The sequence below is a fragment of the Paenibacillus tritici genome (assembly GCF_013204885.1).
Lineage (GTDB): Bacteria > Bacillota > Bacilli > Paenibacillales > Paenibacillaceae > Paenibacillus_AQ > Paenibacillus_AQ tritici.
In genome coordinates this window covers 54,498-68,768 of record NZ_JABMKX010000021.1, presented here as the reverse complement: position 1 = coordinate 68,768, position 14,271 = coordinate 54,498, and the positions used below count along the sequence as shown (strand labels likewise).

At 50.6% G+C, this 14,271-nt stretch carries 16 protein-coding genes and 3 tRNA genes; 16 read left to right on the top strand and 3 right to left on the bottom strand.

Features of this window, described 5'->3' with window-relative positions:
• The first annotated feature begins 101 nt into the window (after nt 1-101).
• The 12 genes from HQN87_RS27710 to HQN87_RS27655 all read left to right on the top strand — a co-directional run bounded on the left by HQN87_RS27710 (nt 102) and on the right by HQN87_RS27655 (nt 10,621).
• Nucleotides 102-1,106, top strand: coding sequence for a Gfo/Idh/MocA family protein (locus HQN87_RS27710; protein WP_173139881.1), 1,005 nt, complete (start codon nt 102-104; stop codon nt 1,104-1,106).
• Between the two features lie 16 nt (nt 1,107-1,122).
• The gene (locus HQN87_RS27705; RefSeq protein ID WP_173139880.1) at nt 1,123-2,046 is read left to right on the top strand and encodes a helix-turn-helix domain-containing protein; all 924 of its coding nucleotides are present in this window, start codon (nt 1,123-1,125) and stop codon (nt 2,044-2,046) included.
• 12 nt (nt 2,047-2,058) lie between these two features.
• Nucleotides 2,059-3,141, top strand: a complete 1,083-nt coding sequence (locus HQN87_RS27700) for a Gfo/Idh/MocA family protein (RefSeq protein ID WP_173139879.1) — start codon at nt 2,059-2,061, stop codon at nt 3,139-3,141.
• Between the two features lie 403 nt (nt 3,142-3,544).
• The gene (locus tag HQN87_RS27695; RefSeq protein WP_173139878.1) at nt 3,545-4,450 is read left to right on the top strand and encodes a branched-chain amino acid ABC transporter permease; all 906 of its coding nucleotides are present in this window, start codon (nt 3,545-3,547) and stop codon (nt 4,448-4,450) included.
• A 12-nt stretch (nt 4,451-4,462) separates the two neighbouring features.
• Nucleotides 4,463-5,431 (top strand): branched-chain amino acid ABC transporter permease, encoded by a 969-nt coding sequence (locus tag HQN87_RS27690; protein WP_173139876.1) that lies wholly within the window; start codon nt 4,463-4,465, stop codon nt 5,429-5,431.
• Nucleotides 5,400-6,182: an ABC transporter ATP-binding protein gene (locus tag HQN87_RS27685; RefSeq protein ID WP_173139874.1), complete on the top strand. Its 783-nt coding sequence runs from the start codon at nt 5,400-5,402 to the stop codon at nt 6,180-6,182. The genes HQN87_RS27690 and HQN87_RS27685 overlap by 32 nt, the downstream gene beginning before the upstream one ends.
• Nucleotides 6,183-6,186: 4 nt before the next feature.
• Entirely contained in the window at nt 6,187-6,888 is a 702-nt protein-coding gene (locus HQN87_RS27680; protein WP_173139872.1) for an ABC transporter ATP-binding protein, read from the top strand.
• Between the two features lie 78 nt (nt 6,889-6,966).
• Nucleotides 6,967-8,163 carry an ABC transporter substrate-binding protein gene (locus tag HQN87_RS27675; RefSeq protein WP_173139870.1) on the top strand — a complete coding sequence of 399 codons (1,197 nt, stop codon included), beginning with the start codon at nt 6,967-6,969 and terminating at the stop codon, nt 8,161-8,163.
• A gap of 405 nt (nt 8,164-8,568) precedes the next feature.
• Complete coding sequence (gene ald, locus HQN87_RS27670) at nt 8,569-9,708, top strand: alanine dehydrogenase (protein ID WP_173139868.1); 1,140 nt, start codon at nt 8,569-8,571, stop codon at nt 9,706-9,708.
• A 189-nt stretch (nt 9,709-9,897) separates the two neighbouring features.
• Nucleotides 9,898-9,972, top strand: a tRNA-Glu gene (locus HQN87_RS27665).
• A gap of 4 nt (nt 9,973-9,976) precedes the next feature.
• A tRNA-Leu gene (locus HQN87_RS27660) sits at nt 9,977-10,059 on the top strand.
• A gap of 109 nt (nt 10,060-10,168) precedes the next feature.
• Nucleotides 10,169-10,621, top strand: coding sequence for a DUF4362 domain-containing protein (locus HQN87_RS27655; RefSeq protein ID WP_173139866.1), 453 nt, complete (start codon nt 10,169-10,171; stop codon nt 10,619-10,621).
• Nucleotides 10,622-10,781: 160 nt separating this feature from the next.
• Here HQN87_RS27655 and HQN87_RS27650 read toward each other — a convergent pair whose 3' ends face one another.
• Both HQN87_RS27650 and HQN87_RS32530 read right to left on the bottom strand, forming a co-directional pair.
• Nucleotides 10,782-11,357, bottom strand: a complete 576-nt coding sequence (locus HQN87_RS27650) for a PAS domain-containing protein (protein WP_173139864.1) — start codon at nt 11,355-11,357, stop codon at nt 10,782-10,784.
• Nucleotides 11,358-11,391: 34 nt separating this feature from the next.
• The gene (locus HQN87_RS32530) at nt 11,392-11,589 is read right to left on the bottom strand and encodes an XRE family transcriptional regulator (protein WP_246553664.1); all 198 of its coding nucleotides are present in this window, start codon (nt 11,587-11,589) and stop codon (nt 11,392-11,394) included.
• Between the two features lie 148 nt (nt 11,590-11,737).
• Here HQN87_RS32530 and HQN87_RS27645 point away from each other — a divergent pair, with 148 nt between their 5' ends.
• Nucleotides 11,738-12,100 (top strand): helix-turn-helix domain-containing protein, encoded by a 363-nt coding sequence (locus HQN87_RS27645; RefSeq protein WP_173139950.1) that lies wholly within the window; start codon nt 11,738-11,740, stop codon nt 12,098-12,100.
• 83 nt (nt 12,101-12,183) lie between these two features.
• Nucleotides 12,184-12,266: transfer RNA gene (locus HQN87_RS27640), tRNA-Leu, on the top strand.
• Between the two features lie 116 nt (nt 12,267-12,382).
• On the opposite strand, the gene HQN87_RS27635 is transcribed toward HQN87_RS27640, so the two are convergent.
• Nucleotides 12,383-12,862, bottom strand: coding sequence for a glutathione peroxidase (locus tag HQN87_RS27635; protein ID WP_173139862.1), 480 nt, complete (start codon nt 12,860-12,862; stop codon nt 12,383-12,385).
• A gap of 187 nt (nt 12,863-13,049) precedes the next feature.
• On the opposite strand from HQN87_RS27635, the gene HQN87_RS27630 reads away from it, so the two are divergent.
• The gene (locus HQN87_RS27630) at nt 13,050-13,469 is read left to right on the top strand and encodes an organic hydroperoxide resistance protein (protein ID WP_173139949.1); all 420 of its coding nucleotides are present in this window, start codon (nt 13,050-13,052) and stop codon (nt 13,467-13,469) included.
• Between the two features lie 513 nt (nt 13,470-13,982).
• On the top strand, nt 13,983-14,261 hold the full coding sequence (locus HQN87_RS27625; RefSeq protein WP_036727511.1) for a hypothetical protein: 279 nt from the start codon (nt 13,983-13,985) through the stop codon (nt 14,259-14,261).
• Nucleotides 14,262-14,271: the final 10 nt, after the last annotated feature.

The window sequence follows — 14,271 nt, the reverse complement described above, 5'->3', positions numbered from 1 at the left end:
AATTCCATATACCCGATGTCGCATTTATCTACTAAAAATCCTGCTTATTATATGATACTTTATAGGTGATGTCAGAATAATGTATATGGAGGTGCAGGCGGATGAGCATTAGGATTGGCAAGATCAGCTTTTGGCATGTACATGCTTGGGATTATACGAAGCAGGCTCAGGAGCATGGCGATACGGAAATTGCTGCGGTATGGGACGAGGATGCGGAGCGGGGCAGGAAGGCGGCAGAGAGCTTGAATGTCCCGTTCTGTGATTCTTTGGATGATCTGTTGGCCCGGGAAGATATAGATGCCGTTATTGTCGACGCGCCAACCTATATGCACCGGGAGGTCATGATTGCGGCGGCCAGAGCAGGCAAGCACATCTTCACCGAAAAGGTTGTAGCTGCAACGCTGAGTGAGGTTAACGAGATCCTCTCCGAGGTCGCAGATCATGGAGTGAAGCTAACCGTCTCCCTGCCGCGGCTAAATGACGGTTATACATTATCGGTTCAAGACATTCTAAGCCAGGGACTGCTGGGGGAGATCACCTATGTCAGAGTCCGCTTATCCCATAACGGGGCAACGGCCAACTGGCTTCCTGAGCATTTCTATAGCCTGGAGCAATGCCAGGGCGGTGCGTTGATTGATCTGGGATGTCATCCCATGTACCTGACCAGACTATTCCTGGGTCAAGAGGTGACCGGGGTAAGCGCGAACTTCGGATATGTGACGGGCAAGGAAGTGGAAGACAACGCGGTAGCAACGCTCTATACCGATTCGGGAGCTATCGGTGTTGTGGAAGCCGGTTTCGTGAATAGCTACTCCCCGTTTACCATCGAAGTGCATGGAACAGAAGGCACCCTATTATATGGAACGCCTGAAGAGAAGCTGCTAGTGAGAAGTACCAAAGCGGCCGATCAAGGGGCTTCCTGGAACGATACGCCTGTGCTGGCCAATCGGGAGAGCGCTTTCCAGCAATGGGTCGCCCACATCCAGAACAACACGCTTGCTTCTGACAATATTCAAGCGGCAACCGAGCTTACCCGGTTAATGGAGGCGGCGAATCTCTCGGCGAAGGCAGGACGGGTGGTCCGGTTAGCCGAATTGAAATCTTGATTTGCAGGAGGTTAACATGAGTCCTTTTCCCTTCGAGATTATGTTTGAGAAGATGGATCTGCTGGAACGGCTGGATATTTCCATTCTGTGGGGACATTATGAAATTTCAGTTCTCCGGTTTCATTTGACCTCTTTTCCGCCGGGGAAGGTCATTGATTTCCATAACCATGCTGAATTTGAATTTCATTTCATCCCGCGGGGCAAGGGAACGGTCATTCTTGGCGATCAGCAGTATCCTTTATCGGAGGGAATGCTCTATTTGACCGGACCTGGAGTCATGCACCGTCAGGAAGCGGATGCGGAAGAGTCGATGGAAGAGTTATGTCTGCATGTCAATATTGCGGAGAAGCCCAGAGACGACGCAGATCCATGGGAGGTTGCGGAAGCAGAGGAATGTGTGGAGAAGCTGAGGAGGCTGCCGCTTATCCCTGCGCAGGATTATCACAGGGCGATGAAGTGTTTTCTGGAGGCCTATGAAGCCTGTGACGGCAAGCTGGCGGGATATTACACATCCATCAAGCATCTTGTGATCAGTATATTGCTGAAGGTAACCAGAGCTTATGATACAGGCGGGATGGGCGCTGCGGCACCCGTACGGGATATGTTGACCTACCGCTATCAATACGCCGTTCAGTACATGGAAGCGAATTATTCATCAGCCGTGACGCTGGAGAATGTTGCGGAGAAGCTGAATATCAGCTCCAGACAGCTGCAGCGGATCTTTAAGCAGGTCCATCCGGATCAAACGTTCAGCCGGATTCTTGAAGAGATCCGGTTGCAGGCGGTGTGCAGCAAGCTTGAAGCCAGCAGCCTGTCGATCGAACACATCGCGGAGTCCGAAGGGTTCACCAATGCCACCTATCTGCATTCGGTATTCCGCAAGCGGCTGGGCATGACCCCGGCTGCATACCGCAAGGCCCGAAAAATACATGAACAGTGAGGATGAGAGACTATGAGCAAAGTATATCGTGTTGGAGTTATCGGCTGTGGAGGAATTGCGAACGGGAAGCATTTGCCTGCCTTAAGCAGACAGGATAAGGTTCAAGTGGTGGCTTTTTGCGATATTATCAGGGAACGGGCGGAAGCGGCTGCGGAACAATACGGCGGTGCGGAAGCGGCTGTCTATACGGACTATAAGGAATTATTGAAGGATGCTTCTATTGATATTGTTCATGTTCTTACTCCCAATGATGCGCATGCGGAAATATCCATTGCAGCCTTGGAAGCGGGCAAGCATGTGATGTGTGAGAAGCCCATGGCCAAAACAGCGGCAGACGCCAAACGTATGGCTGAAGCAGCGAAACGTACAGGCAAGAAGCTGACCATCGGGTATGACAACCGGTTCAGACAAGACAGCCAGTATTTGAAAAAAGTCTGTGAAGCTGGCGAGCTCGGCCATATCTATTATGCCAAAGCACATGCCATCCGGCGCAGAGCGGTTCCGACCTGGGGAGTATTCCTGGATGAGGAGAAGCAGGGGGGCGGCCCGCTGATTGATATCGGAACGCATGCGCTGGATCTGACGCTCTGGATGATGGACAACTACAAGCCGAAGGTTGTGCTGGGGACCAAATACCATGAGCTCTCACAAAAAGAAGACGCTGCCAACGCCTGGGGACCCTGGGACCCGAAGAAATTCACCGTGGAAGACTCTGCGTTCGGGATGATTGTGATGGAGAACGGAGCAACGATTACGCTGGAGGCGAGCTGGGCGCTGAATTCGCTGGATGTGGATGAAGCCAAGTGCAGCTTAAGCGGAACCGAAGCGGGTGCGGACATGAAGAACGGTCTCAGAATTAATGGGGAGAACCATAGCAAGCTATACACGAATGAGATTGAGCTTGGCGCCGGGGGAGTAGCCTTTTATGAAGGCAAAGAAGAGAAATCTACGGATGTGGAACTGCGAAAGTGGATCGAAGCAATCGAACAGGATAAAGATCCGGTCGTGACTCCTGAACAGGCCTATGTCGTATCCCGGATACTTGAGGCTATCTATGAATCGGCGCAGACGGGTAAGGCGGTATATTTGGATTAACGCTACACGACCCTTGCAAGACTATATCTGACAAGAAGCCGGACCTCCGATGATCGAGGGGCCGGCTTATTTGCCGGTTCAATCCGTGACAAATGTTATATTAATTACGCAGAAACAAAGTATTGTATAAGAAAAGGTAACCACTGCTAACACCATCCTGCTGCAAAATCCTCTGTTTTACTCCTGTTTTCTACATGTTCTACAATAACCAACTTAAACCTACCGGATACTACACATATCACGTTATGTAATATAACACCAAATATTGAATTTTATATTAATTCGCACAAAAATTAGTGACGATGCCCTGACCTTGTGTTAATATAAGTGACATCATATTCCAAGTAGAGAAGGTACACAGCGAAAGGGGATTTAAGATGAATATAGGGAAAAGGGGTTGGCGATGGAGTACTTCATTCAGCAACTAATTAACGGGATTTCCGTAGGCAGCATTTACGCTCTGATCGCTCTTGGTTACACTATGGTTTACGGGATTATCAAACTGATCAATTTTGCGCATGGGGATGTATTTATGGTAGGGTCATTCATCGGTCTGTATAGTGCCAAGTACTTGGCAGCTGCCGGATTACCGCCCGTCGTTGTCCTGCTACTGTCGCTGATCATCTCAATGACCATCAGTGCATGTCTCGGGATTAGCATTGAACGTCTGGCCTACAAGCCGCTGCGCAAGTCAACACGGATTGCCGCGCTGATCACAGCGATTGGCGTATCCTTCCTGCTCGAGTATACCGGAGTGCTGATTCTGGGGCCGCAGGCCAAGGGCTTCCCGGATATTATGGATAAGAAGCAGGTTCATCTGTTCGGTTCCTCCATTCAGGTAGAGTCCAATCAGATCATGATTCTGCTGACCACGATTATTCTAATGCTTGTCTTGCAGTATATCGTTCGTTACACCAAGACGGGCAAAGCCATGCGGGCCGTATCCTTCGATGTAGAAGCCGCGCGGCTCATGGGAATCAATGTGGACCGCACCATTTCAGCCACCTTCGCCATTGGTTCGGCGCTGGCCGCCGCAGCCGGTGTCATTTTTGGAATGACGTACAATTCGGTTGATCCTCTGATGGGCGTGATGCCCGGACTTAAGGCTTTTGTAGCGGCTGTACTTGGAGGCATTGGAAGTATTCCCGGTGCGCTGGTTGGCGGCTTGCTGCTGGGGACGGTTGAGACTGAAATTTCTTCACTCGGGTTCTCCTCCTGGCGTGATGGCGTGGCCTTTGCGGTACTCATTCTAATCCTTATTTTCAGACCCTCCGGGCTGTTCGGCAAGAATGTCCGGGAGAAAGTGTAGGAGGAGGCAGCCGTGCGAAAGTTAAATAAAAAGTTCTGGCTGGGCATTCTTGTCGCCCTTGCGTTCTATGGAATCGTTAAAGTTCTTCTAACAACGGGAATACTTAGTGATGTGAATCAGTCTATGCTGCTTCTAATCGGGGTCAACATCATGCTGGCGGTGTCGCTCAACCTGATTACCGGGATTACCGGGCAGTTCTCCATTGGTCATGCCGGATTTATGTCTGTGGGTGCATACACCTCGGCGATCCTTACTCTGGACTACAACGTGCCATTCGTTCCGGCTATTATTGCAGGCGGGCTCCTGGCGGCCGTGTTCGGCGTATTGATCGGCATGCCAACTCTCCGGCTGAGCGGTGACTATCTCGCCATCGCCACGCTGGGGTTCGGTGAGATCATCCGGATTATCATGCTGAATACCGAATATGTCGGCGGAGCTTCGGGGCTTAGCGGTATTCCGGCCAAAACTACCTGGACGATGCTCTTTTTCTTCACGCTCCTCTCGGTAGTGCTGATTAATAACTTCATTAGATCTACGCATGGCCGGGCCTGTATCGCTATCCGCGAGAATGAGATTGCTGCTGAGGCGATGGGGATTAACACAACCCGCTATAAGATTATCGCGTTTACCATTGGTGCTTTGTTCGCCGGCATGGCGGGCGGCTTGTCAGCCCATACGTTCTATGTGATTACGCCGGGCAGCTTCAACTTCCTGAAGTCTTTTGAAATTATCGTGATGGTGGTTCTCGGGGGGCTTGGCAGTACGGCTGGTTCTATTGTTGGAGCGGTGTTCGTCACTCTGCTCTACACCTACTTACGTGAATTCCCGGAATGGCGCATGATTATCTATTCGATCGTGCTCATCCTGATGATGATCTTCCGTCCAAGCGGCCTGCTTGGCTCAACCCGGTTCTCATTCGGCAAGTCCGGCAAAAAGGAGGCAAAGGCAAATGACGCAATCGAGAGCAGCAGTACTTCTTGAGGTGAAGGAGGCCAGCCGGGCCTTTGGCGGACTTAAGGCTGTAAGTGAGGTTTCCCTCCATATTGACCAAGGGGAGCTGATCGGTCTGATCGGGCCTAACGGTGCGGGCAAAACAACCTTATTCAACCTGCTGACCGGCGTATACCCGCCCTCATCAGGCAGCATTCTGCTGAATAATGAATCTATCGGCGGGATGAAGCCTTACAGAATCAATCATAAAGGCGCTGCACGTACGTTTCAGAACATTCGCTTATTTACGGCGATGACGGTTCTGGAGAATGTCAAAATTGCCTTCCATCAGCATGCCAGGCACTCGTTGTTCTCTTCGATGCTACGTCTGCCGAAGCACTTTCAGGGAGAAGAAGAAATCACCCGGAAGGCCATGGACATTCTCTCTATCTTCAATCTGGCCGACCAGGGGGATGAGATCGCCAGCAACCTGAGCTACGGGAATCAGCGCCGTCTGGAGATTGCCCGGGCGCTGGCGGCCGGACCTAAGCTGCTGCTGCTCGATGAGCCCGCTGCCGGGATGAATCCGAATGAGACGCGTGATCTGATGAATCTGATCGCCTGGATCCGGGAGGAATTCGACCTGACCATTCTGCTGATCGAACATGATATGTCACTGGTGATGGGGGTCTGCAATCGCATATACGTCCTGGATCGCGGCATCCTTATCGCTGACGGAACACCGGCGGAGATCCGCAATAATCCGAAGGTCATCGAAGCGTATTTGGGACAGGAGGCGTAGCGCGATGCTTACAGTACAAGGGATTAACGTCTATTACGGAGCGATCCATGCCTTGAAGGATCTCAGCATCCACGTGAAGCAGGGAGAGATCGTGACCCTGATCGGAGCCAATGGCGCAGGAAAGTCTACGCTGCTGAAGACGCTCTCGGGGCTGCTTAAACCGAAGACAGGAAGTATTGAATTTCTGGATAAATGGATTGTGAATCAGACTGTTCAGGCGATTGTCAAAGAGGGGCTGATCCATTGTCCCGAAGGGCGCCGGGTATTTGCTAATATGTCAGTCGAGGAGAATCTGGAGATGGGGGCTTATCTGCAGGTTGGCAGCAGCCTGGCCGCTGATCTTGAACGGGTCTACCATATCTTCCCCCGGCTGCTGGAGCGCAAGAAACAGCAGGCCGGAACCTTGTCTGGCGGGGAACAGCAGATGCTGGCTATGGGGCGGGCCCTTATGGGCCATCCCAAGCTGCTGCTGCTGGATGAACCGTCCATGGGACTGGCGCCGCTGCTGGTCCAGGATATTTTCCGGATTATCAAGGAAGTGAACGATGCCGGAACCACGGTCCTGCTGGTGGAGCAGAATGCGCATCAGGCGCTCAGAATCGCCGACCGGGCTTATGTACTGGAGACGGGCCGCGTAGTGCTAGAAGGGGATGCCAAGGAACTGGCTGACTCGGATGAGATCCAAATGGCTTATCTTGGGCACTAAGCAGGATATGCCGGATTACAACAGCATCACAGAAACACCATATATAAAAATCAATTAACCGGGAGGCTGGGAGAAACAATGAAGAAACTTGGGGCCATTATCTTGTCGGCAGTATTGACTGCGGTGTTAGCATCTGGCTGCGCCAACAACACAGAGAACAGCGGTAACTCTGCAAGCGGCGGCAATACTGCCGGAGGCACAATCAAAATCGGGGCTGACCTTGAGCTCACAGGCGGTCAGGCTTCTTTCGGCGACTCCGTATCCAAGGGCGCGAAGCTGGCAGTGGACGAGATCAACGCCGCAGGCGGTGTACTCGGCAAGCAGCTTGAGCTGATCGTTGCAGACAATGCGTCGAAGTCGGAGGAAGCGACGCAGGCGGCGCAGAAGCTGATCACAAGTGACAAGGTGGTTACCATCATCGGCGCTTCCACTTCTACTAACACCCTGGGTATCGTTCCGGTAGCCACCGAGAAGAAGATCCCGCTCGTCTCTGTAGGTGCCACCAACCCGAAGGTTACCGTGGATGAGCGCAGCGGCAATGTGAATGAATATGTGTTCCGCGCCGCGTTCATTGATCCGTTCCAAGGTGAAGTGATGGCTAACTTTGCCCTGGATTCCCTGAAAGCCAAGACGGCTGTAATCTATACAGATACTTCAAGCGACTACTCCAAAGGTCTGCAGAAGTTCTTTGAAGAGACCTTCAAAGGGAAAGGCGGCGAAGTGCTGAGCCAGGAGTCCTACCAGCAGAAGGATTCTGACTTCAAAGCGGTGCTGACCCGGATCAAAGCAGCGAACCCTGATGTCATCTACCTGCCTGGTTACTATGAAGAGGTAGGGAAAATTGTGAAGCAGGCCCGTGAAATGGGCATCACCGTTCCGTTCCTGGGCGGCGACGGCTGGGATTCCCCGCAGCTCGTTGAAATCGCCGGTGCCGCAGCGCTGGATAATACCTTCATGTCCAATCACTACTCGTCTGAAGATACGGCTCATGAAGTAACCTCCTTCGTGGATGCTTACAAAGCGGCTAACGGCGGCGCGGTTCCGGATGGTATGGCTGCCCTGGGTTACGACGCCCTGAAGCTGGTTGCCGATGCCATCACCCGTGCCGGTGAAGCAGATCCGGCCAAGATTACAGAAGCGCTGGCAGCGACCAAAGATCTGCAGCTTGCTACAGGCAAGATTACGCTGAACGACAAGCATGACCCGGTCAAAGCCGCAGTTGTGCTGAAATTCGTTGACGGGAAGCAAACCTTTGAAACCAAGGTTAACCCTTAAGCTGTCCATCTGCATATAGTAAGGAGAGAGGAATAATTTCTATTCCGCAGGAGGCCAGGGGCCTCTTGCCTTACTTAGCTGTTAAGAGGAAGGCTCGACTTGGAGCCTTTCTTTTCGTATCTCAGAGCGATAGAATATGGACTATGCTATATAAGAAGCACTGAAGAAAATAACAAAAAGCAAAAGAAGCGGAGGGGAAATTTGGAACTGTAGGAGCGGTAGCGACCGCCTTTGTCACCGGATTTCCACCGCGAATAGCGGTATTAATCCAGAAATCTGGGGACAACAGCGGCCGGAAGTCCAAATATTCACCGCAGTGACGATGAAGCTTCAAGTTTAAAACCTAAGTGCTTCTTATATAGCGCAACTAAGTCTATGCTTACAAAACTTTTAGGGGGAATCCGCATGATCGTTGGCGTACCCGCAGAAATCAAGAATAATGAGAACCGTGTCGCCATCACTCCGGCCGGGGTGGAAGCGTTACGTAAGGCCGGGCACGAAGTGTTGATTGAATCCTCTGCCGGTGCAGGCAGCGGGATGAGTGACAAGGAATACATGGATAAAGGCGCAGTGATTCTGGATACAGCTGCCGATGTCTGGAGCAAGGCAGAGATGATCCTTAAGGTGAAGGAGCCGCTGCCGGAGGAATACGCTTATTTCCGCAAAGGGCTGATTCTGTTCACTTATCTGCATCTGGCTCCTGAAGCAGAACTGACTAAGGCGCTGGTAGAGAGCGGCGTGACCGCCGTGGGCTATGAGACGATTCAGCTGGAGGACGGCTCGCTGCCCCTGCTGATTCCCATGAGCGAGGTCGCCGGGCGGATGGCGGTGCAGATCGGTGCCGGGCTGCTGGAGAAGCCGCATGGCGGCAAGGGTGTTCTGCTGGGCGGTGTGCCGGGAGTGCGGCCTGGTGAGGTAGTCATAGTCGGCGGCGGCATTGTCGGCACCAATGCGGCCAAGATTGCCCTGGGGATGGGCGCGCGCGTTACGGTACTGGATCTGAATGCGAGCCGTCTGCGTGCGCTGGATGATATTTTTGGCGGACGGCTGATTACCGTGATGTCGGATTCCTATCATCTGGAGCAGGCAGTACGCCGGGCCGATCTGCTGATCGGGGCCGTACTGATTCCCGGTGCCCGTGCCCCCAAGCTGGTCACAGAGTATATGGTGCAGCAGATGGAAGAGGGTTCTGTAATCGTGGACGTTGCGATTGATCAAGGCGGGTCGATTGAGACGATTGACCGGATTACTACCCATGAGAACCCGACCTATGTGAAGCATGGCGTAGTCCATTACGCTGTAGCCAATATGCCGGGGGCAGTCGCCCGGACCTCGACGCTGGCGTTGACTAATGTGACGATCCCCTATGCGCTGCAGATTGCCAATCTTGGCATTCAGGCGGCGGCAGTCCAGAACGCGGCGCTTGCGCGTGGTCTGAATGTAGTGGCCGGACAGGTCACCAACGCAGCGGTGGCCGGCAGTCTCGGATATGAATACGCTGAGGGAATAAGTGTGCTTGCTGCTGCTGGCGGCGGGGGGAGCTAATTCTAAGGCGGAAGAATATGGATTCTGTCCTGCGGGAAGGTGGGGCAGGAGCGGGGAGAGAAGCAGAGGCTGCACACTGCGGTTCTCCCTATATTTTTCGCAGACCCTAGCTTTCGAAAAAAGGCTTGTCAAATTCGTTCGGGTTTGATATACTCATTTTTGTTGTCACAAAGATAAAATTTCAAATTTGGCTCGTTGGTCAAGGGGTTAAGACACCTCCCTTTCACGGAGGTAACATGGGTTCGAATCCCATACGAGTCACCAATATGCGGTAGTGGTGGAATGGCAGACACGCTATCTTGAGGGGGTAGTGGGTGTATACCCGTGGAGGTTCGAGTCCTCTCTACCGCATACGATTTAAAAAGCAAAAGCAGCAAAAGCCTTTGGTATTTCAAGGGATTTTGCTGCTTTTTTTATTTTTTGCGTCGAATCAGTAATAAATTCTCCAAGGAGAGATGGTATGAATAAAATCAACCGGGTGATCTTAGGACTCAATTGTTTATTGGTTGTTATATTAGGATTTTTGTTGGTGAAGAATTTAAATGATAAAGATGAAAACACTAGCGAGTCAAGTCATCTTCCGATTTTATTTGATTTTGACTACAATGACTTGAAAAAGATAGATAACTTTATAGAGAATTTTAATCAAGGAAAATCTGATTATTTAATGTTAATTCCCCAGCCCGTTGATAGTGGCTTTGTAATCAATGATGTATACACGGAGGGGAAGACAATCACTTGGGGCATTGACAATAGCAGAGATGCATTGAGTACAGGAAAAGGAATGAAATATTATTGCAAGAAGATCGAGAAAGCAGAAACCAATGATTTTTATACCTTATTGCTTAGCAATTGTGTTAATTTCGATCCTGATGAAAAGTTGAAAGTTTTTAGCATTGAAAAGAAAGATTAGACAGTCGGCAGAGACATAAGTAACAAACAGCGCTCCTCCTTATGGGAGGGGCGCTGCTGTGCATTCCCGGACATTTTTAACTTGCAGAAAGAAGGATTTTGCGGGGATCAAGTGGAATTAAAGCCAACAGGAATGATCATGCCGGACATTTCCGGACTGATCACCACTTCAGAGAAGCGGCGTATTGCGGATACAGCTCGCGGATGCAGGCCGGGCAGATATCGTGAGTGAATTGCAAAGAAAGCTGCTGCTGCAGGAACCGTTCGATCCTGATCCATTCCTCCTGGGTGCTGCGGATAGATTTGCAGGAGGCACAGATTGGGACCAGTTGGCGTATGACGGGGGGCAGCCCTATATCGCGTATTGCTAGAATAGCAGCCTTATAGGCAGGTGCCGGTTCAGCAATAAGCGGACACATATTCAGCTCGAAGAGCCTGCTGCCCCTGTTCAATGTCAGGAGTGCCAGTTCGGTACTGGAGGACAGACGGGTGCCTTGGACCATATCCTGTAGCAGCTGCTCCAGCTTATGGATGTCTGCGGGAACGATCATCACTTCCTGAAACAGCTCAAGTATGCTCCGCTCCAGGCAGTCCGGGGTGCTTGTGAGTCCATATTGCCGGTTAAATTCATCCCACCGGGCGCTAACGAAGCGGATCATTCCGCTGCTGTCTATTACCAGCGCATTATGTGTCAGCGCATTAAGAGACGGGAAGAGGGTTGAGAGGCTGTCAGGCAAAGATAATCGCTCCTCAGTATGCGGGTTGAAGGCACTAAGATGGAGGCAGGTTCAACAATTCAGCGACTTGACGACGGTATCTGTCTGCCTTGCGTGTACCGTGAATCAGGTTGGACAGCCGATAGGGTGGGATGTCGTGTAACTCACAGAATTTCTTCTGATCCAAGTGCAGTTCTGCCAGACGTTTCTTAATAGCCCAACCGTAGGCAGTAATGGGGCGTTTGCTGTTCAGATTGCTCACCTCGTATCGACTATCCAGCCGCTATGATATAAAATAGGTAAAGATATAATAATAGTTAATTATATACTTTTTTACGTCATTTTTCAATAAAAAATAACGTTTTTACGTATTATATTTTCTATCGGGAGGCGGTTGGGTGATGCAGACCATATACGAACGAATTGAATTTCTGATCAAACGGCAAGGTCTTACCAAGAAATCCTTCTGTGCGCAGCTTGGAATCAGTACCGGCAACATGGGCGATTGGAAGCGGGGCAAGTCTACACCCGGCACTCATAAGCTGATCGAGATCGCCGCGTTTTTCCATGTCAGCCTCGATTGGCTGATTCTGGGCAAACAGACCCAAACGGTGCAAGAAAGCGGCGAGGATTATTTTTTTGGCCCAATGAGGCAATTGAATTGCCAATCGGAGGAGCTGCAGCCGGAGGAGAAGAATTTCATCAAGGAATATATCGCTTTCACCGAGTATCGCAAACGTAAGGATAAGGACCAAAATTCTTAAGCCAGCATCTTTACTTTTGAGCGCAACCGATTTATAATATTGAATGTTGGCCTCAAACAATGCTTCAACGTTAGACACACCGCGCGGTAGTGGTGGAATGGCAGACACGCTATCTTGAGGGGGTAGTGGGTGTATACCCGTGGAGGTTCGAGTCCTCTCTACCGCATACTATTGGAAAAAAGCCGAGACCTTTGATGATTCAAGGGTTTCGGCTTTTTTTGTCTCAAAAAACACCCTTCGCCCCCGTTTCGATCCGGGTATGAAGGGTGTTTGCTTTTCATTCTACTTCAGCAGCTTGGCGATCTCATCTTCGATCTGATCCGGCGTTGTCTGCGGGGAGAAGCGCTTCAGCACGCGGCCTTCCTGGTCCACCAGGAATTTGGTGAAGTTCCATTTGATACTCTTCGAGCCGAGGACTCCGGGTGCCTCTTTGGACAGATATTTGAACAGGGGATGGGCATCGGCGCCATTGACATTAATCTTCTCGTACATGGGGAAGGACACACCGTAGTTAATCTCGCAGAACTCCGCGATATCCTCACTCTCACCCGGCTCCTGTCCGGCAAACTGGTTGCTGGGGAATCCCAGAACCTCGAAGCCGCGGTCTTTGAATTTATCGTACACTTCCTGGAGACCCTTATATTGCGGGGTGAGTCCGCATTTGCTGGCTGTATTCACGACGAGCAGAACCTTGCCTTTGTATTTGGAGAGCGATTCTTCCTGACCCCGCAGGGTGTTGGCTTCATAATCATAGACACTCATGGATGATTCCTCCCGAACAAATGATTTATCACAATTTAATTGTACACCATTCACCAGCAGAAGCAAGCCTCAAGGTGGATACATCAGCTATAATCGTTTCAAAAACATGAGGTGGTTTAAGTTATGGGTAAGTGTTCTTACAAAATTTGTGTCAAAAAGGAGAAGATTAAAGATGACTGCATTGAAACTGAAGGCATTATATACAGCTACAGCTAAGGTTCGCGGAGGCCGTGAGGGTTCAGTTGAATCTTCGGATGGGGCGCTTAAGCATGACCTCAAAATCCCCAAGGAGCTTGGAGGCCCAGGCGGTGCCGGCACGAACCCGGAGCAGCTGTTCGCGGCGGGCTATGGCGCTTGCTATGAAAGTGCGCTCGCCAATATCGCCCGTAAGGAAGGCGTGAAGCTGCAGGATGTCGAGATTACCTCGAATGTGCTGATCGGCAAGGATGAGAGCGACGGAGGATTCAAGCTGGCCGTGAAGCTGGATGTGAAGCTGCCGGGCATCGAGCGCTCTGTTGCCGAAGATCTGGCTAAGAAAGCCCATGATTTCTGCCCTTACTCCAAGGCAACCCGCGGAAATATCGAAGTAGAGCTGAACGTACTTTAAGAGGATACCCGGAATTCTATAGCTGCAAAATACTTCAAAAATATTCGTAAACACTTAAGGCCGGGCAGCAAATGTCCGGTCTTTATTGCTATGAACATGTGGTTCGTTCTATATAATAAGCACTGAAGAAATAAACAAAAAGCAAAAGAAGCGGAGGGGAAATTTGGAACTGTAGGAGCGGGAGCGACCGCCTTTGTCAACGGATTTCCACCGCGAAGAGCGGAGTAGATCAAGAAATCTGTTGACAACAGCGGCCGGAAGTCCAAATGTTCACCGCAGTGACGATTAAGCTTCAAGTTCAAATCTTAAGTGCGTTTTATATAACGGGTAGGAAAGCACAATCCTGGGAATAATGGCTAAATAGAGTCGAAGAAGGATAGAAGTGTAATAAATAGCGGCCTTCCGCCACTGCTTTGGTTGACATCACCCCGAATATTCTTTAATATGTCTAAGTATCTGTTAGTGTCGTGTGCGCTATTAATTTACCAAAAATTTAAATAATGGGTGATGAAGATGTCTTACAAACCGAGTATTACGAATGTGACCAAAGCCAGCAGCAATGATAAGGAAGGATTGTACGAGTTCATTATCAAGCTTGCTGACGGAACGGAGTGCCGCGCGTTCTACAATCGGTTTCCGGAATGGAAAATGACGAACATCAGCCGCCTGCTCAAGACTCCTTGTCCGGTATGCCGCAAAGATTTCATCTGCAAATGTATGGAATCCTTCACAGCTGATTTTGAAGAGCAAATGACCGGAGACGAGTGGATTAACAAGGCAATTGCCGAGTAATTAGACGAAC